Origin of the sequence: Bacillus sp. FMQ74 (assembly GCF_001875785.1) — a bacterium.
Classification (GTDB): domain Bacteria; phylum Bacillota; class Bacilli; order Bacillales; family Bacillaceae; genus Bacillus; species Bacillus stercoris.
In genome coordinates this window covers 126,994-143,237 of record NZ_MOEO01000008.1, presented here as the reverse complement: position 1 = coordinate 143,237, position 16,244 = coordinate 126,994, and the positions used below count along the sequence as shown (strand labels likewise).

19 protein-coding genes and 1 riboswitch are annotated in these 16,244 nt (G+C 43.2%); of the genes, 7 read left to right on the top strand and 12 right to left on the bottom strand.

Translation table 11 applies throughout. The features are described from left to right. Nucleotides 1-33: 33 nt before the first annotated feature. The 5 genes from BLL41_RS16020 to BLL41_RS16000 form a co-directional block, all read right to left on the bottom strand. Nucleotides 34-315 carry a YqhV family protein gene (locus tag BLL41_RS16020; protein WP_014664571.1) on the bottom strand — a complete coding sequence of 94 codons (282 nt, stop codon included), beginning with the start codon at nucleotides 313-315 and terminating at the stop codon, nucleotides 34-36. A gap of 142 nt (nucleotides 316-457) precedes the next feature. Then, on the bottom strand, nucleotides 458-1,015 hold the full coding sequence (gene efp, locus BLL41_RS16015; RefSeq protein WP_003226377.1) for an elongation factor P: 558 nt from the start codon (nucleotides 1,013-1,015) through the stop codon (nucleotides 458-460). Nucleotides 1,016-1,039: 24 nt separating this feature from the next. Further along, nucleotides 1,040-2,101: an aminopeptidase PapA gene (gene papA / locus BLL41_RS16010; protein WP_071578606.1), complete on the bottom strand. Its 1,062-nt coding sequence runs from the start codon at nucleotides 2,099-2,101 to the stop codon at nucleotides 1,040-1,042. Nucleotides 2,102-2,103: 2 nt separating this feature from the next. Further along, complete coding sequence (gene aroQ, locus BLL41_RS16005) at nucleotides 2,104-2,544, bottom strand: type II 3-dehydroquinate dehydratase (RefSeq protein ID WP_071578605.1); 441 nt, start codon at nucleotides 2,542-2,544, stop codon at nucleotides 2,104-2,106. 86 nt (nucleotides 2,545-2,630) lie between these two features. Beyond that, entirely contained in the window at nucleotides 2,631-3,170 is a 540-nt protein-coding gene (locus BLL41_RS16000) for a YqhR family membrane protein (protein WP_083428046.1), read from the bottom strand. A 226-nt stretch (nucleotides 3,171-3,396) separates the two neighbouring features. On the opposite strand from BLL41_RS16000, the gene BLL41_RS15995 reads away from it, so the two are divergent. Beyond that, on the top strand, nucleotides 3,397-4,353 hold the full coding sequence (locus BLL41_RS15995) for a DUF1385 domain-containing protein (protein WP_071578603.1): 957 nt from the start codon (nucleotides 3,397-3,399) through the stop codon (nucleotides 4,351-4,353). Nucleotides 4,354-4,392: 39 nt separating this feature from the next. Beyond that, nucleotides 4,393-4,788, top strand: a complete 396-nt coding sequence (locus tag BLL41_RS15990; RefSeq protein WP_014664576.1) for an SA1362 family protein — start codon at nucleotides 4,393-4,395, stop codon at nucleotides 4,786-4,788. On the opposite strand, the gene BLL41_RS15985 is transcribed toward BLL41_RS15990, so the two are convergent. The 3 genes from BLL41_RS15985 to lipM all read right to left on the bottom strand — a co-directional run bounded on the left by BLL41_RS15985 (nucleotide 4,785) and on the right by lipM (nucleotide 7,149). After that, on the bottom strand, nucleotides 4,785-5,660 hold the full coding sequence (locus BLL41_RS15985) for a patatin-like phospholipase family protein (protein WP_071578602.1): 876 nt from the start codon (nucleotides 5,658-5,660) through the stop codon (nucleotides 4,785-4,787). The two genes, BLL41_RS15990 and BLL41_RS15985, sit on opposite strands and share 4 nt — an antisense overlap. 124 nt (nucleotides 5,661-5,784) lie before the next feature. Then, on the bottom strand, nucleotides 5,785-6,213 hold the full coding sequence (gene mntR / locus BLL41_RS15980; RefSeq protein ID WP_071578601.1) for a transcriptional regulator MntR: 429 nt from the start codon (nucleotides 6,211-6,213) through the stop codon (nucleotides 5,785-5,787). A gap of 99 nt (nucleotides 6,214-6,312) precedes the next feature. Then, nucleotides 6,313-7,149, bottom strand: coding sequence for an octanoyltransferase LipM (lipM, locus tag BLL41_RS15975; protein WP_071578600.1), 837 nt, complete (start codon nucleotides 7,147-7,149; stop codon nucleotides 6,313-6,315). A 190-nt stretch (nucleotides 7,150-7,339) separates the two neighbouring features. On the opposite strand from lipM, the gene BLL41_RS15970 reads away from it, so the two are divergent. After that, nucleotides 7,340-7,720 carry a rhodanese-like domain-containing protein gene (locus tag BLL41_RS15970; protein WP_014664580.1) on the top strand — a complete coding sequence of 127 codons (381 nt, stop codon included), beginning with the start codon at nucleotides 7,340-7,342 and terminating at the stop codon, nucleotides 7,718-7,720. A 35-nt stretch (nucleotides 7,721-7,755) separates the two neighbouring features. Here the strand turns inward: BLL41_RS15970 and gcvPB are convergent, their stop codons facing one another. The 3 genes from gcvPB to gcvT are packed head-to-tail and all read right to left on the bottom strand — an operon-like array spanning nucleotide 7,756 to nucleotide 11,679. Beyond that, the gene (gcvPB, locus tag BLL41_RS15965) at nucleotides 7,756-9,222 is read right to left on the bottom strand and encodes an aminomethyl-transferring glycine dehydrogenase subunit GcvPB (RefSeq protein WP_071578599.1); all 1,467 of its coding nucleotides are present in this window, start codon (nucleotides 9,220-9,222) and stop codon (nucleotides 7,756-7,758) included. Next, nucleotides 9,215-10,561 (bottom strand): aminomethyl-transferring glycine dehydrogenase subunit GcvPA, encoded by a 1,347-nt coding sequence (gcvPA, locus tag BLL41_RS15960; protein ID WP_071578598.1) that lies wholly within the window; start codon nucleotides 10,559-10,561, stop codon nucleotides 9,215-9,217. The genes gcvPB and gcvPA overlap by 8 nt, the downstream gene beginning before the upstream one ends. Nucleotides 10,562-10,590: 29 nt before the next feature. Then, a complete protein-coding gene (gene gcvT / locus BLL41_RS15955; protein ID WP_071578597.1) occupies nucleotides 10,591-11,679 on the bottom strand; it encodes a glycine cleavage system aminomethyltransferase GcvT in 1,089 nt (362 codons plus the stop codon). A gap of 171 nt (nucleotides 11,680-11,850) precedes the next feature. Beyond that, nucleotides 11,851-11,952, bottom strand: a riboswitch (glycine riboswitch). A 168-nt stretch (nucleotides 11,953-12,120) separates the two neighbouring features. Between gcvT and BLL41_RS15950 the strand changes: the two genes are divergently transcribed. From BLL41_RS15950 to sinR, 4 genes are all read left to right on the top strand, one after another. Then, nucleotides 12,121-13,794 carry a DEAD/DEAH box helicase gene (locus BLL41_RS15950; protein ID WP_069149860.1) on the top strand — a complete coding sequence of 558 codons (1,674 nt, stop codon included), beginning with the start codon at nucleotides 12,121-12,123 and terminating at the stop codon, nucleotides 13,792-13,794. A gap of 20 nt (nucleotides 13,795-13,814) precedes the next feature. Continuing rightward, complete coding sequence (locus tag BLL41_RS15945; RefSeq protein WP_071578596.1) at nucleotides 13,815-14,609, top strand: YqhG family protein; 795 nt, start codon at nucleotides 13,815-13,817, stop codon at nucleotides 14,607-14,609. 183 nt (nucleotides 14,610-14,792) lie between these two features. Beyond that, nucleotides 14,793-14,966 carry an anti-repressor SinI gene (gene sinI / locus BLL41_RS15940; protein WP_003230187.1) on the top strand — a complete coding sequence of 58 codons (174 nt, stop codon included), beginning with the start codon at nucleotides 14,793-14,795 and terminating at the stop codon, nucleotides 14,964-14,966. 33 nt (nucleotides 14,967-14,999) lie between these two features. Continuing rightward, nucleotides 15,000-15,335: a transcriptional regulator SinR gene (gene sinR / locus BLL41_RS15935; protein ID WP_003226345.1), complete on the top strand. Its 336-nt coding sequence runs from the start codon at nucleotides 15,000-15,002 to the stop codon at nucleotides 15,333-15,335. 93 nt (nucleotides 15,336-15,428) lie between these two features. Here the strand turns inward: sinR and tasA are convergent, their stop codons facing one another. Next, entirely contained in the window at nucleotides 15,429-16,214 is a 786-nt protein-coding gene (gene tasA, locus BLL41_RS15930) for a biofilm matrix protein TasA (protein ID WP_071578595.1), read from the bottom strand. Nucleotides 16,215-16,244 lie beyond the last annotated feature (30 nt).

The following is a 16,244-nucleotide window of genomic DNA, read 5'->3' as shown; positions in this document are numbered from 1 at the left end:
TGATGTAAGGCAGACTTTATGACAAGCCCCTCCTTATTTATGAACACCCGCCAAAATCAAAACAACACCCGTGAAAATCAGAATCAGCTTTGCATACGAAAGCTGTCCGGCAATTTGGTAGATTCCGACAGTCATAGTAATGATAAAAATCAACGGCCCTACAATAGCAAGAATGCTGTTAACCACAACCGCCTTCCGGACATCGTTTGTCACAAGCATGATAATTGCTGCAGTCAGCTCAATCATAGAGGATAAAACTCGTAATCCCGCCATTGTTAAAACAGTAGAATTGATATTTCCAAGAAAAAATTTCATAGCACTCTCCCAACCTCCTGTTTTTTTATATGATATGCTCTAGCTTGCTGAAGTAGTCTTGTCATTTTCGTATAAAAGAAAGATTCTGTTTTGGGCACAAAAAAAGCCTGCTCCCATTTGGGAACAGACTTCTTTTTTCTTTCTATGCTCTTGAAACGTAAGAACCGTCTGATGTATTGACAACAAGTGTGTCGCCTTCATTCACAAAGAACGGCACGTTTACAACAAGCCCGGTTTCAGTTTTCGCAGGTTTTGTACCGCCTGATGCTGTATCACCTTTAATACCAGGTTCAGTTTCAACAACTTTCAGCTCAACTGTGTTTGGAAGTTCGATACCAAGTGTTTCATCCTGGTACATCATGATATGCACAGACATGTTTTCAAGCAGGTATTTTAATTCTTCTTCGATTTGAGTTGCGCTCAGTTCAAGCTGCTCATAAGAAGAAGTATCCATAAATACGTGCTGATCTCCGTTTGCATATAGATATTGCATTGTTTTTGTTTCGATTTGCGCTTTCGCTACTTTTTCACCAGCGCGGAAGGTTTTTTCCTGAATGGCGCCAGTGCGAAGGTTGCGAAGTTTAGAGCGGACAAATGCCGCACCTTTTCCAGGTTTTACGTGCTGGAAGTCAACGACGCGCCAAATGCCGCCATCTACTTCGATTGTTAATCCTGTACGGAAATCGTTAACTGAAATCATGTTTAATGTCCTCCTATATTACAATCACAAAATAATAAGTTCTTTTGGGGAATGGGTGATTGTCCGGTTGCCGTTTTCTGTAATCACGATGTCATCTTCAATACGGACACCGCCTGTTTCTGGTATGTAAATGCCCGGCTCCACTGTGACCACCATGCCCGGTTCAAGGATAGCTGAAGATCTGACGGATAATCCCGGCGATTCATGAACTTCCATGCCGAGCCCGTGTCCGGTTGAATGGCCGAAATATTCACCGTAGCCTTTTGCCGCAATGTGATCCCTTGTGAGGGCGTCAGCCTCTTTTCCTGTCATTCCCGGCTTAATATGTGCGACGCCGAGCGCCTGAGCATCAAATACAACCTGATAGATCTCCTTCAATTGATCACTGGGCTGACCTACAGCGACCGTACGGGTAATATCAGAACAATATCCTTTATAATAAGCGCCAAAATCAAGCGTAACAAGATCTCCGCTTTCAATCAGTTTGTCACTGGCCACACCGTGCGGAAGGCTTGACCGAAGGCCCGAGGCGACAATCATATCAAAAGAAGAGCTGTCAGCTCCCTGGCTTCTCATATAAAATTCCAGCTCATTGGCAACAGCGATTTCAGAAATGCCGGGTTTCATAAACGTCAAGATATGTTTGAAGGCATCATCTGCAATCTTCGCAGCTTCCTCTAATATCTTAATCTCTTCACTAGACTTAATCAAGCGCAACTTTTCCACGGATTCAGCCACAGGCACTAATTCGGCATCACTGATAACGGCGCTGTATGAAGCGTAAGTGCCATATGTCATGCTGTTCTGTTCAAAGCCGAGACGCTTGATGCCGAATGATTCCACAGTGTCGGCAGTGGTCTGAATCAGGCTGCCGCCATGTTCAATGATCTCAAAACCTCTTACCTGAACCTTCGCCTGCTCTGTATAACGAAAATCCGTAATAAACGCTGCTTTGTCACCCGATATAACAGCCAAACCCGCAGAACCTGTAAACCCTGTCATATAGCGTACATTCGTGCTGCTTGTAATCAGCATGCCGTCAATTCCCAGCTGTTCAAACAGGTTTCTTAATTTTTCTAGCTTCATGCTTATTCTCCCCCTTGCTGGCTTAATAAGTAGCGAACAGCAAGCTTGTAGCCTTCAGCTCCAAGACCGACAATCTGCCCTTTCGCAACCGGAGCGATAACCGACTGATGCCTGAATTCTTCCCTGGCGTATAAGTTTGATAAATGCACCTCAACCACAGGAAGATTGATGCTTGAAACAGCATCCCTGATCGCATAGCTGTAATGGCTCAAGGCGCCGGGGTTCAGAACAATCCCGCTGTATTGCTCCTCTGCCTCATGAATCGCATCGATCAAATCACCTTCGTGATTAGACTGGAAGAAAGTGAGCTGGATATGTAAGGCTTCAGCAAATTGAAATAAATCTGTTTCAATATCGGTCAGCGTCTGGCGGCCGAATACTTCAGGCTCACGCTTCCCAAGCCGATTGACATTCGGCCCGTTCAAAATCAAAAAATGAGGCACATAATCTCTCCTTTTCGCGAGGGTTTCTCATGTAAAAAATGTTCACTTCTCGTGAACATTTTATCATACTGGAAAAGGATTATACACTATTCTCTATGCATTCCCAGCGCACGTGCCAGCTTTTCCGAATTCAGCTCATTGTATTCAAATGAAATGGAATACCCGACAAACATCCCGTAAAGCAAATAAATGCAAATCGTCGTAATGATGGTATCTGATGTCAGTTCGGTCACCTTGCGCACATCTGGAAAAATCGGATTAAAAACAAAAAACACGAGCAGCCAAAGCACCAAGCCGTATAAAATACCCGGCCACATTGTTTTTAAACGTTTCAATAGAAGAAAATAAAGAAACGCTGCGCCAATTGAAATTACTCCAATCAAAATGATGCTGATTACCGTTCCCAGCCCATGTTTTTTCCACTCTCCGAGCACAAACGGCTGCAATATCATATTCGGGCTGATTTCGGAAAAATGAAACAAATATGCGATATAAGCAACGAAACTCCAAAGTACGCCTCCGCAAAAACCTGTTGCCGCCACCCTGCCGGCCATTGAAACAGGCGGCTTTTGCTTCTCATTCAATTCTTCATCATTTTGTTCTGTATCTTTTTCGCTTGTCATCATGGCACCTCCAGTTAAAGTGTGCCCAAAAAATGAAATGTCAATAAAAAAGCTCACACTTTTTGACAGCTGCGAGTAAAATTTGAAAATAACGGGTATAATGCATGTAGAAAAAGCAAGGCTATGGCAATTTTTTCAGCCTGTCAATCTAGAGGTTTAGCGCTGTTTCCTGTACAATAGAGTGAAAGGAAATGGTTAGCAATCCTAAAGAAATAGGCAGGTTGATAATATGTCAAAACATAAAATTCCGCCCGCTTACGGCGGGCAGGCTGTTGTGGAAGGTGTTATGTTTGGCGGAAAGCATCATTACGTTACAGCCATCAGAAGAACGGATGGAAGCATTAACTTTTTTAAGCTTCCCCGCAAACACAACCCGAAACTGAACATTGTAAAAAAGATACCGTTTTTACGGGGGATCGCGGCCATTATCGAAGCGAGTGCAAACGGCACAAAGCATTTGAATTTTTCAAGCGAACGTTATGGGCTCGATCCATCTGAAGACGAGACACTTGAGCATGAAGAAAAAAAATCATCTGGGCTGTCTATGTATCTCAGCCTCGCGGTTATAGGCGTCCTTTCATTTTTGTTCAGTAAATTCGTATTTACATTGGTTCCAGTTTTCTTAGCTGAACTGACAAGGCCGATTTTTTCATCGGACATAGCTCAAATCACGGTTGAAAGCCTGTTTAAATTGATTTTGCTGCTCGGTTACATCTATTTTTTGTCCATGACACCGCTCATTAAAAGAGTGTTTCAATATCATGGAGCCGAACATAAAGTCATAAACTGTTATGAACAGAATTTGCCAATTACTGTGAAGAATGTCCAAAACCAATCTCGGCTTCATTACCGCTGCGGATCAAGCTTTATTTTATTTACGATTATTGTCGGCATGTTTGTTTATTTACTCGTTCCGACAGATCCGCTTTGGCTGCGTGTGATAGATCGTGTCGCACTGATACCGGTCGTACTTGGTATATCCTTTGAAGTTCTGCAGCTGACAAACAAAGTGCGTGATATTCCCGGTCTGAAATTACTAGGGTACCCGGGACTTTGGCTTCAGCTGTTAACTACGAAGGAACCTAAGGATGACCAGGTTGAAGTTGCCATTGAAAGCTTTAACGAACTTCTCAGACTCGAAGAATTGTCTGAGCAAAATCAGAAGCCTTCTCACAACGTCATCTAAAATCCGTTGCCCTGCTACTACTTTCGGAGGTGGACAGTTATGAATCATCGTGTACAACCTATTGTTGCTGTATTAATTGCGCTGGGAGCGTTCGGTTTCCTCTATGTGCTGGTAACCAATCCCGGGGAAATGGCAAAAATGGCGGTAACCGTCATCGTGGCAGGTATCATTATTTATTTTATTGTGAAATATGTAATGAATCGAAATGCGGGCAGCGAAGGAGCAGCCTTTAAAAAAGCGGCGAAACAATCGCGGCGCCGGATGAAAGAACAAAAAGCAAAACACCGCGCCGGACATAAGGGACGTGTCAGCCACCTGCGAAGCGTTCCGAGCGCCAGCAAGCCTAAGCCGATGATTCTCAAGAAAAAAAGCCAGACTCAGCTGACTGTTATAGAAGGAAAAAAAAATAAAAAGAAAAACAGAGCGCTTTTTTAATAGGTCCACTGCTTTAAAAACAGCTCTGTCCGTCTTTTACCTAGCTCAATCAGGGCTAGTTTTTTTTGTTGCGTTAAATGAAAATCAGTCGCCATTACGTCATCAACCGGGAGAAAAATGATATTTTGTTCATAGCGTGATGCAATGTGTCTCGCGTCATGGGCATCCTTCATCGTTTCAAACAGGGCGCCGAACAGTTCGAAAGCATTGCGGATATTTTTTTTCGGACGTTCCCTTTCACGCGGCGCAAGCGTCACACCAATCACAGGGCGCTTTCGTTCCTTTGAAAACAGCCAGATCGGGAAATTGCTTAACACACCTCCGTCGACAACCGTGGCGGTGCCTGTGTCCGTTTTTAATTTTATCGGTTCAAAAAAATACGGAATGCTGCAGCTCATTCTGACCGCTCTGGCAACCGGGAACATATCAGGATTTAACCCGTAACGGACCAGATCGTCCGGCAAAACAATCATGGTGCCGTTTGTCAGATCAGAAGCAATAAGGCGCAGAGACCCTTTCTGCAAATCGCCGAAAACCCTTATGCCTTTCGCTCTTAACAGATCAGCAATCCATTTTTCTATCGTATCACCTTTGTATAATCCAAGACGCCAGTAGATGGACACCCACTGGAGCAGTTTTAAGGGGAGAAAAGAGTACCTCTGATCCAGCAATTTCTCTCCGTCCACTTCTTCAATTAAAGCGTGGATTTCCTTACTGGTGTAACCTGACGCAATGAAAGCGGCAATAATGGCGCCCGCGCTTGTTCCCGCAACCCTTTTAAAGCGGAAGCCTTTTTCTTCAAGCGTTTCATAAGCGCCTGCAAGCGCAATGCCTTTTACTCCTCCGCCGGAAAACACACCGTCTATATACATCTCATTCCCTCCCCCTCCATTCGATCGTTTATTACCATTTTAAGAAAACACGCGAAGAAATAGACCAACGAATGACGGGCGGCGCATCGCATCAAAAAAGACGGCCTCCTTTGAGACCGCCTTTTTACTGATTATGATGTTCTGTTTTCTTTTGGATTGATTTCAGATCTTTTTTACGGACATCATCTTCTTCAAAATATTGAACAAGATCCCCGATGCGATCAATGCTGTTCCAGCTTAAATGATGTTCGATTCCTTCGACATCGTTATATATTTTCTCTTCATCAACACCAATGATTCTTAAAAACTGCTCAAGCAATTCATGTCTGTATACCAGCCGTTTGCCTATTTTTTTCCCTTTAGACGTTAACACGAGACCGCGATATTTTTCATAAATTAAATATTCGTCTTTATCTAGTTTTTGAACCATTTTTGTTACAGAGGAGGGATGGACTGCCAATGCTTCCGCGATATCGGAAACTCGTGCATATCCTTTTTCTTCAATCAGCATATAAATCTGTTCAATATAATCTTCCATACTTGGTGTTGTCATCGAAACCCTCCCAAAAAGCACCTTAACTTTATAAACCATTACAAGTTTACACTAATGAACTTGAAAAAACAAGGATGCTCCGCGGGTCAAAAGCCCTGTTTACCGCTTATAATTCCATTCATCTGAAGCGTACTTTGTTTCAGCCAAGTGATGAACAAAATCAAGCTCTTCCTGAGAAAGTTCGTACGGTTCCAAATGAATGTTAAGACCTGTTTCAAACCCTTCTTTAAAGGCTTTACGAGCCTCATCCATCGTCACCCGTTTTTCGGTGAGTTCATTAATGGCAACCGCTTTATTTTTGAAATTGCGCTGCATCCGCTCTCTTACTCTTTCACTTGGATATAAGAACAGATCGAACAGCTTGTCCTCATCCAAATCAAGAAGAATCGAGCCATGCTGAAGAATCACGCCTTTTTGTCTCGTTTGCGCGCTTCCCGCCACCTTGCGGCCCTCAACCACTAGCTCATACCACGAAGGCGCGTCAAAACAAACGGATGACCGCGGATTTTTTAAGCTTTCTTTTTCTTTTTCGGTTCTCGGGATGGCAAAGTAAGCGTCCAGACCGAGATTTCTAAAGCCTTGAAGTATGCCTTCTGAAATAACCCGGTATGCCTCAGTAACAGTCGCCGGCATTTCGGGGTGCTCTTCCGAAACAATCACGCTGTATGTCAATTCCTGATCGTGCAGAACGCCTCTCCCTCCGGTCGGGCGTCTGACGAATCCGAGATTATACTTATGTACTGCTTCAAAATTGATTTCCTTTTTAATATTTTGAAAATACCCTACAGAAAGCGTCGCCGGATTCCAGCCGTAAAAACGGATAACCGGGGGAATTTTCTTCTCGCTGTGCCAATATAAAAGCGCTTCATCAAGCGCCATATTGAATTCAGGACTTGCATTGCCTGAGTCTATAAATCGCCAAGTTTCTTTTTGCATTTTAAGACCTTCCTTACCATTTTAATAGAATCAGTTTATCAAACTGCCGGGAAAATGAAAAATATTTTAGTTCCATTATGGATGACAATCACGCTGTGCTTTACTATAATAGTATTTGTCGAAAACGGCTCTATGACCTTGTTTTATGAAGCAGGGTTTTGATTTTATATGCTAAAGGAGTAGAATCACATTGTCTAATATGATCGTTTTGATTATTTTTGCTGCATTTATTGTCTATATGATTGCTTCATATGTTTATCAGCAGCGTATTATGAAAACACTTACCGAAGAAGAATTCCGAGCGGGTTACCGCAAAGCGCAGCTTATTGACGTTCGTGAACCGAATGAGTTTGAGGGCGGACATATTTTAGGCGCCCGCAACATCCCGCTGTCCCAGCTGAAACAGAGAAAAAATGAAATCCGTCCGGACAAGCCTGTTTACCTATACTGCCAAAACAGTGTCCGAAGCGGACGTGCAGCACAAACCCTGCGCAAAAACGGCTGCACTGAGATTTATAACCTAAAAGGCGGCTTTAAAAAATGGGGCGGAAAGATTAAAGCGAAGAAATAAAGCAAAACAGCTGTCTGGCAGACAGCTGTTTTTATTTATTTCTCTTCCGCCTCGTATCTGAGCACCGGATGTCTCGCCGCTTTTGTTTCATCCATTCTTTTTACAATCGTTGTATGCGGCGCCTCCTGAACAAGTTCCGGATTCTCCTCCGCTTCTTTTGCGATTTGAATCATAGCATCAATAAAAGCATCCAGTGTTTCCTTTGATTCTGTCTCTGTCGGCTCAATCATGATGCATTCTTCAACATTAAGCGGGAAATAAATTGTCGGCGGATGATAGCCGAAATCAAGCAGCCGTTTTGCAATATCAAGCGTACGCACTCCCAGCTTTTTCTGCCGCTTCCCTGACAATACAAATTCATGCTTGCAATGGCGGTCAAACGGAAGATCGTAATAAGGCGCGAGCTTTCTCATCATATAGTTGGCGTTTAACACTGCGTTCTCAGTAACAGCCTTTAACCCGTCAGGCCCCATGGAACGAATGTACGTATACGCTCTGACATTAATGCCAAAGTTGCCGTAATACGGCTTTACGCGGCCGATCGAATGAGGGCGGTCATAATCAAACGTAAAGCGGCCTTCTTTTTTGACTAAAACGGGTTTTGGCAAATAAGGAATCAGTTCTTGTTTTACGCCGACAGGGCCTGAGCCGGGGCCTCCGCCGCCATGAGGGCCTGTGAATGTTTTATGCAGGTTGAGGTGCACCACGTCAAATCCCATATCTCCAGGTCTCGCTTTGCTTAAAACGGCATTTAAATTAGCGCCGTCATAGTACAATTTCCCCCCCGCTTTGTGTACAATTTCCGCCATCTCTGTAATCTGTTCCTCAAACAAGCCGAGCGTGTTCGGATTCGTCAGCATAAGAGCTGCAGTTTCTTGATTCACTGCTCTTTTTAAATCCTCTAAATCAACAAGCCCATTGTCATTCGATTTCACTGTAACGGTTTCAAAGCCTGCTACTGTCGCTGATGCAGGATTCGTCCCGTGCGCGGAATCAGGGACAATGACCTTCGTCCGCTTGAAATCCCCGCGCGCTTCATGATAGGCGCGGATCATCATCAGCCCCGTCCATTCACCGTGCGCTCCGGCAGCAGGCTGAAGCGTGACTTCATCCATTCCTGTTATTTCTTCAAGGTGCTTGCTTAAATCATATAAAAGCTCTAACGCGCCTTGTACCGTGCTTTCATCCTGAAGGGGGTGAATCGCAGCAAAACCGGGAATACGCGCGATTTTCTCATTGATTTTCGGATTGTATTTCATCGTGCAAGAACCGAGAGGATAAAAGCCGGAATCCACCCCGTGATTGCGTTTGGACAGAGCCGTATAATGGCGCATGATATCCAGCTCTGAAACCTCCGGCAGCTCTGCGTCTTCGTCACGAATATAGGTGTCTGACAAGAGGTTCTCCAATTCGATTTCCGGTACATCGAGCTCCGGCAGACTGTAGCCGATACGGCCTTCTCTGGAAAGCTCAAAAATAATTGCCTGGTCCTGATTACTCATGGCGATCCCCCAATTCCTGAATGAGTGCGTCAATTTCTTCTTTTGTTCTCAGCTCCGTTACAGCAACCAGCATATGACAGTCCAGCTCCGGGTACGTCAGTCCAAGATCATATCCGCCAATCATGCCTTTTGCCAGCAAACGCTGGTTCACAGCTCCCACCGGTTCCTCCAGTTTGATGACAAATTCATTAAACATCGGTCCGTCAAACATAACGGTAAGGCCAGCTTTTTTTGCTTCTTGCTTTGCATAGTTGGCTTTTAAGAGATTTTGGCGGGCTATTTCTTTTACACCGTTTTTTCCGAGAGCAGTCATGGCCACTGATGCCGCCAGCGCATTTAACGCTTGGTTCGAGCATATATTTGAAGTTGCCTTATCCCGGCGAATATGCTGCTCCCTGGCTTGCAAGGTAAGCACAAAGCCTCTTTTTCCGTTTTCGTCTTCTGTTTGTCCGACGAGGCGGCCCGGCACCTTTCTCATCAATTTTTTCGTAACGGCAAAAAAGCCGCAATGCGGGCCGCCGTATGCTGAAGGAATGCCGAAAGGCTGCGCATCACCGACGACGATATCAGAGTGAAACTTGCCAGGTGGCGTGAGAAGGCCCAGCGCAAGCGGGTTGGCTGATACAATAAACATGGATTTCCCTTGATGAGCGATAGGCTCAATATCCTTTAACGGCTCAATCCGGCCAAAAAAATTCGGGTATTGAACGATCACTGCGGCTGTGTCCTCGCAAACGGTTTGGCGCAATGCATCAAGATCTGTAACGCCATCTGCAGCGGGTACTTCAACAACTTCGATATACTGACCTTTTGCGTACGTTTTCAGCACTTCCCGCGATTCAGGATGCACGGTTTTTGACACTACGATTTTTTTCTTTTTTGTGTGGCCTGAAGCAAGCATTGCTGCTTCTGCCAAAGCTGTTCCGCCATCATACATAGAGGAGTTGGCGATATCCATTCCTGTCAGCTCACAGATCATCGTTTGGAATTCAAAAATCGCCTGAAGCTCTCCTTGTGAAATCTCTGGCTGATAAGGCGTATATGCGGTATAAAACTCAGAGCGAGAAATGACATGATCCACAATGACAGGCTGATAGTGGTCATATACACCCGCTCCTAAGAAAGAAGCGTATTGTACGGTATCACGATTTTTAGAGGCCAGTTTTGTCAGTTCTCTTGTTAATTCCGTTTCTGATTTCGCTTTTTTGATTTGATACTCTTTTTTATATTTGACGTTTTCCGGTATATCAGCAAATAAATCATCGATGCTGCTTACGCCGATCGCGGCAAGCATTTCCTGTTTATCCTTTTCTGTTGCGGGCAAATAACGGTGCTTCATGTGTTGACTCCTCTCTCCAAGAAAAAATATTAGCGTTTATAAAATGGTGTTTTGACAACCTTTGCTTTCACTAATTTTTTGCGAATCTCTACATCTACAACAGTCCCGATATCACTCGCTTCCGAAGCAATTAAGGCAAGGCCGACGTTTTTCCCTAATGTCGGTGACTGCGTGCCAGTTGTCACCTTTCCTACGGATTTGCCATTATGGAAAACTTCATATCCGTGCCGTGGTATCCCTTTGTCAATCATCTCGAGACCGACAAGTTTACGCTTCGCTCCGTTTTCTTTTTGTTCACTCAATATTGCTTTGCCGAAAAAGTCAGACTCCTTTTTGTGCTTTACGGCAAAGCCTATACCTGCTTCAATCGGTGTAATATCCCGGGTCAGCTCCTGACCATACAGCGGGAGCTTCGCTTCAAATCGAAGTGTATCACGTGCACCGAGACCGCATGGAATCAGTCCATATGCATCCCCTGCATCAATGATTTTTTTCCAAATATGAACAGCATCATCACTGCGGCAGTAAATTTCATACCCGTCTTCACCCGTATAGCCAGTTCGGGAAATAAGTGCTTTGCAGCCGCTGATATGAGCTTCATCCATAAACGCAAACGGCTTTAATGCAGACACATCTGCAGCTGTCAGATTTTTTAAGATTGCTTCCGCTTTCGGCCCCTGTACAGCCAAGAGCGCGATTTGATCTGACTGATTGTCAATCTGCACATCACCTGCTGCATGTTCTTTCATCCAAGCCAAATCTTTATCTATATTAGAAGCATTAATGACAAGCAGATAGCGGTTTTCTTCTTTTTGATAGATAAGCAAATCATCGACGGTTCCGCCATCCGGATAACACATCGCCGTATATTGAGCACGTCCCGGTGTTAATGCGGAAACATCATTTGTCATCAGCCTTTGCAAAAAAGACAGACTGTCGTTTCCTGATACTTCGATTTCTCCCATATGGGATACATCAAACAAACCAGCTGCAGTTCGGACAGCCTCGTGTTCTTTTTTTATAGAAGAAAATTGGACAGGCAGCTCCCAGCCTCCGAAATCAATCGTTTTTCCTCCATATTCCTTATACAGGTTAAATAACGGCGTTCTTTTCAGCATCTAATTCCTCCCCTTTTTCAACGGCGCAGCTTAAAAACATACAAAAAAGGACAGAGAAACACCTCATGTAAAATGAAGGTTCTCTGTCCTGGCACCTGAAAGTTTACTTTGCATACGCAAAGACGTCCCCTTTGGTGGTTTGCGCATCCGCGCAAACACTCTCCAGAGTTGCGTCGAGCAAGAGTTCTTTTGCCTGAGAGATTCACTCCGCAGTTTGCTCCTTCGGCGCCTGTATCCCGAGGTTATCGGTCAGGTCTCTCCCCTTGCTGTCATTCGCTCATATTTTCATGCTGTTGTGGACATACTATAGCAATATCTTACATCAAATACATACTCATATCCTACCATCATCACTATATGCTGGGCAACAGCAATTTGGGCAGATTTTTCTTATATTGTTCATCTTAAGAATCGAAGAATAAGAAAGGCGGTTTCAAAGCAATGAATGCAGAAATGATCTACGATGCAAAATGGCCTGAAGAATTTGCTGAAAGGCTGAAAAACGATGGCCCTTGGGCAAACTGGGAGCTGTACAAACTCTCTGCAGAAATCCAGAAAACGTTAGCAATTCCAGAGTTTGAAGGCTTACGGGCTCCTTTATACCTGCCTTCCTTTACGCCGCTCCCACACCAGCTTGAGGTGGCGCAAAAAGTGGTTGAAAAAATGAACGGGAAAGCGATTTTAGCAGATGAGGTTGGTCTCGGGAAAACGGTTGAAGCCGGTTTAATTTTAAAAGAATATATGATTCGCGGATTAGCAAAAAAAATTTTGATCCTTGTGCCCGCTTCCCTTGTGTCACAGTGGGTCAAAGAGCTTCAGGAAAAATTTTTGATTCCGGCTGTTGAACAAAAGAAAAGCTATGTGTGGGAGCAATGCGATATTGTCGTCTCATCAATCGATACCGCGAAACGCTCGCCCCATCGCGAAATCGTTCTGTCAATCCCATATGATCTTGTCATTATTGATGAGGCACACAAACTGAAAAATAGCAAAACGAAGAACTATGAATTTGTCCGGAATCTCGTAAAAAAATATTGCCTTCTTCTTACCGCGACGCCAATTCAGAACCGTATCGAAGAGATTTTCAATTTGGTGTCCTTACTAAAACCCGGGCATTTAGGCAGCCAGAATCACTTTCAGGAGGAGTTCGCCAACAAGAAAACCAGTTTAGAAGCGCATGAACATTTAAAAGATCTTGTGAATAAAGTCATGATCCGTAATAGGCGGCATGATACCGGGCTGAATTGGAAACAGCGCCATGTTGAAACAGTGCCGATTGAATTTTCTCCTTCAGAGCAGGCCCTTTATGATGAAATTTCCCGCTTGAAGGAAAGTATCAATAAGCCGGCCAGCATGTTCTCGATTATGACCTTGCAAAGAGAATGCTGTTCGAGCAGAGAAGCAGTGTATATGACGCTGAAAAAAATGCTTGATCAAAAAGAGAAACAAGCACCTGCCATTGATGAGCATACGATTTCAGTTTTAATAGAGCGCATCAATCAAGTGACACAAAATTCTAAAGCGCTTCAAGTCGTTGATTTAATCAAAAAGATTGACGATAAAGTCATCATTTTTACAGAATACCGGGCAACCCAGATTTATTTGCAGTGGTTTCTTCAACAAAACGGGATCAGTTCTGTGCCGTTTAGAGGCGGATTTAAACGCGGGAAAAAAGACTGGATGAAGGATCTTTTCCGCGGAAAGATTCAAGTCCTTATTGCAACTGAAGCAGGCGGTGAGGGGATTAACCTTCAATTTTGCAATCACATGATCAACTATGACTTGCCATGGAACCCGATGCGACTTGAGCAAAGAATCGGAAGAATTCACAGGCTCGGGCAGGAGCGTGACGTGCACATTTATAACATGGCAACAAAACATACGGTGGAAGAGCATATTCTAAAGCTTTTATATGAAAAAATTCATTTGTTTGAAAAAGTGGTTGGCGAACTTGATGATATTTTAACGAAAATTCAGGTGAATAATTTTGAAGAGCACCTTCATGACATTTTGTATCACTCAGCAACAGAAGAAGAAATGAAAATAAAAATGGATAACTTAACCTCATTTTTGTCTTATAAAAAACAGCAGCCTGCTGAAAAAAGAGGATCTTAGCCTGTAAGGAGGTTTTAGTAGTGAGACAGCAAGAGGTTCACGATTTTCTGCTGCGTTTTTTTCAAGCAAACAGCTGCCAAATCGTCGATCAAGGCTTAGGCTATATGACAGTACAGCTTACAGTTGAAATGGACAAACAGATCATGAACCGCCCTTTCTATTGGCATTGGCGTGAGAAGACAGGCGGTGATCCGAATCCAATGAAAATCACCTTTATTACAGATAAAGAAAATGCGCCAAAAGACCTAGATGGCGAATTTATATATTTTGGGGCCCCGCGCCTTTTTCAAATATTTAAAGCTGTTAAACAAAATGGGAGATTTACCAGAATGTATGAGAAAATTGAATCAGTTGGAGCCAAAGTCCCACTTCAGCCTTGGCTTGGTATAAATGTCACGATTTCATACCAGTCCGACATGAAAAAGGATAAGCTATTGTCACTAGGTCTTCACCTAGTCTCTGGAACGATTATTGAAGATTTTCAAAGCAAGCTGACCCAGCTTTCACTGACGTCTCAAATATGTGACTATTGCTTCACCATTTCACCTATGATCAAACCAGAAAGCGGGCTTAAACGTATGGAAAACTATATTTCCAAATCCGCTATGCAGGAGCCGTCCGACTGGGCGGAACAGGCGGTTAACAGGTGGAGAAATGATATGACATTGCTCGATAAGTTTTACGAGCATATAGAAGAAAAACCAGAAGAATACCATCTAGAAAAACAGGCGCTGAAAACGTTGTATCAACCAAAGATTTCAGTTGAAATTGAAAATGGCGGATTGTTTTATCTGCAAAATAATATTTCATGCTAACTTTTTTACCATTCGACACCGTTCTCGTTTTTTTTGAGAAAATGCGATTATAATAAAAGTATATTGGAAAAAAATTCTGGTAATTGTAATGGCAAATGACTTCCAGAGACTAATGAAGCATACAATGAGTCATGGCCGGACTGGCTGAAATACATAAACAAGTATTTTAGGAGGAGAAACTGCATGAAAAATGCAAAACAAGAGCACTTTGAATTGGATCAAGAATGGGTTGAATTAATGGTGGAAGCCAAAGAGGCAAATATCAGCCCGGAAGAAATACGAAAATATTTACTTTTAAACAAAAAGTCTGCTCATCCTGGTCCGGCAGCCAGAAGTCATACCGTAAATCCTTTCTGAATGTGCTATAATATCACAAGGAAGGTGATGACATTGATTGGCCAGCGTATTAAACAATACCGTAAAGAAAAAGGCTACTCACTATCAGAACTAGCTGAAAAAGCTGGGGTAGCGAAGTCTTATTTAAGCTCAATAGAACGAAATCTACAAACGAACCCCTCCATTCAATTTCTCGAAAAAGTCTCCGCTGTTCTGGACGTCTCGGTTCATACTTTGCTCGATGAGAAACATGAAACCGAATACGATGGTCAATTAGATAGTGAATGGGAGAAATTGGTTCGGGATGCAATGACATCCGGGGTATCGAAAAAACAATTTCGTGAATTTTTAGATTATCAAAAATGGAGAAAATCCCAAAAAGAGGAGTAGTGCCTGAGCAGAGGCACTAACTCCTCTTTTGTCAATAAACATCGAGACGGCCCAGTATACGATATACTGGGCCGTCTCTTTTTATTGCTGTTTTTAATTTTTATCCTCGCTGTGCGCTTTTTCATTTTCTTTCACGTAACCGTTTTTATCAGTATGGTCCTTTTTGATTGTCAGGCCGTTCCACTGTGTAGCTTCGAACGAGAATTGAAGCTTAATGGAGTTGCCTTGGTATTTATTTTGAACCATAAGCCCGTTTTCATCTTTTGTTTTATCATCTTTGAATTGGATTTCCATTTGAACCTGATCGAAGTCAGTTGGTGTTTTTGGAACGCCATCATACTCAGGAGCGGTTTTACCGTCAATTGTTGCTACATTGACTTTACCGCTTGCATGTAAGAATTTAGGGTCAATTTGTTTTTTGATTTTTTCAGCAGCCGCTGCATCATTTTTAGCAGACATCAAATACAAGTCTTTAAGGTTCGCATCATCTAAAATAATGTTTTTCGGGTAACCATTGCCGCCCTCTTTTCCAACTGTCAATAATGTCACTTCAAACTGGCTGAGAAAATCTTCCGGAGATGTATTGTTGCCGCCGTTTGCTTTAAAATCTCCATAATTAAGCGCCATTAAAACTTCTTTGATCGCAAGTGAGCCGTTATTTTCAAATTGGAAATCCTTTGTCAACTTATCTCCCGGCTTTAGATTTGATAAGTTCACACTCGCTGAATTCTCTTTAGCAGATAAATCAAGCGTACCTGATGCAAAAGTAGCATCCTTTGATTTAATATCGTTAAATGCAGCCCATGTTCCTCCTCCAACTAAAGCTAATCCTAGTGCCGCAGAAGCAACTCCTAAACTCAATTTCTTTTTCATACCCATGGCAAACTCCCCTTTTATTGAATGTTTTTA

Excerpts from the sequence above, each read along its gene's own strand:
- BLL41_RS15990 (WP_014664576.1), top strand. The coding sequence starts at position 4,393 with ATGAATCATCGTGTACAACCTATTGTTGCTGTATTAATTGCGCTGGGA.
- BLL41_RS16020 (WP_014664571.1), bottom strand. The coding sequence starts at position 315 with ATGAAATTTTTTCTTGGAAATATCAATTCTACTGTTTTAACAATGGCG.
- sinI (WP_003230187.1), top strand. The coding sequence starts at position 14,793 with ATGAAAAATGCAAAACAAGAGCACTTTGAATTGGATCAAGAATGGGTT.
- BLL41_RS15995 (WP_071578603.1), top strand. The coding sequence starts at position 3,397 with ATGTCAAAACATAAAATTCCGCCCGCTTACGGCGGGCAGGCTGTTGTG.
- gcvPB (WP_071578599.1), bottom strand. The coding sequence starts at position 9,222 with ATGAGTAATCAGGACCAGGCAATTATTTTTGAGCTTTCCAGAGAAGGC.
- tasA (WP_071578595.1), bottom strand. The coding sequence starts at position 16,214 with ATGGGTATGAAAAAGAAATTGAGTTTAGGAGTTGCTTCTGCGGCACTA.
- efp (WP_003226377.1), bottom strand. The coding sequence starts at position 1,015 with ATGATTTCAGTTAACGATTTCCGTACAGGATTAACAATCGAAGTAGAT.
- lipM (WP_071578600.1), bottom strand. The coding sequence starts at position 7,149 with ATGCAAAAAGAAACTTGGCGATTTATAGACTCAGGCAATGCAAGTCCT.
- BLL41_RS16000 (WP_083428046.1), bottom strand. The coding sequence starts at position 3,170 with ATGATGACAAGCGAAAAAGATACAGAACAAAATGATGAAGAATTGAAT.
- papA (WP_071578606.1), bottom strand. The coding sequence starts at position 2,101 with ATGAAGCTAGAAAAATTAAGAAACCTGTTTGAACAGCTGGGAATTGAC.
- BLL41_RS15950 (WP_069149860.1), top strand. The coding sequence starts at position 12,121 with ATGAATGCAGAAATGATCTACGATGCAAAATGGCCTGAAGAATTTGCT.
- gcvT (WP_071578597.1), bottom strand. The coding sequence starts at position 11,679 with ATGCTGAAAAGAACGCCGTTATTTAACCTGTATAAGGAATATGGAGGA.
- gcvPA (WP_071578598.1), bottom strand. The coding sequence starts at position 10,561 with ATGAAGCACCGTTATTTGCCCGCAACAGAAAAGGATAAACAGGAAATG.
- mntR (WP_071578601.1), bottom strand. The coding sequence starts at position 6,213 with ATGACAACACCAAGTATGGAAGATTATATTGAACAGATTTATATGCTG.
- BLL41_RS15985 (WP_071578602.1), bottom strand. The coding sequence starts at position 5,660 with ATGTATATAGACGGTGTGTTTTCCGGCGGAGGAGTAAAAGGCATTGCG.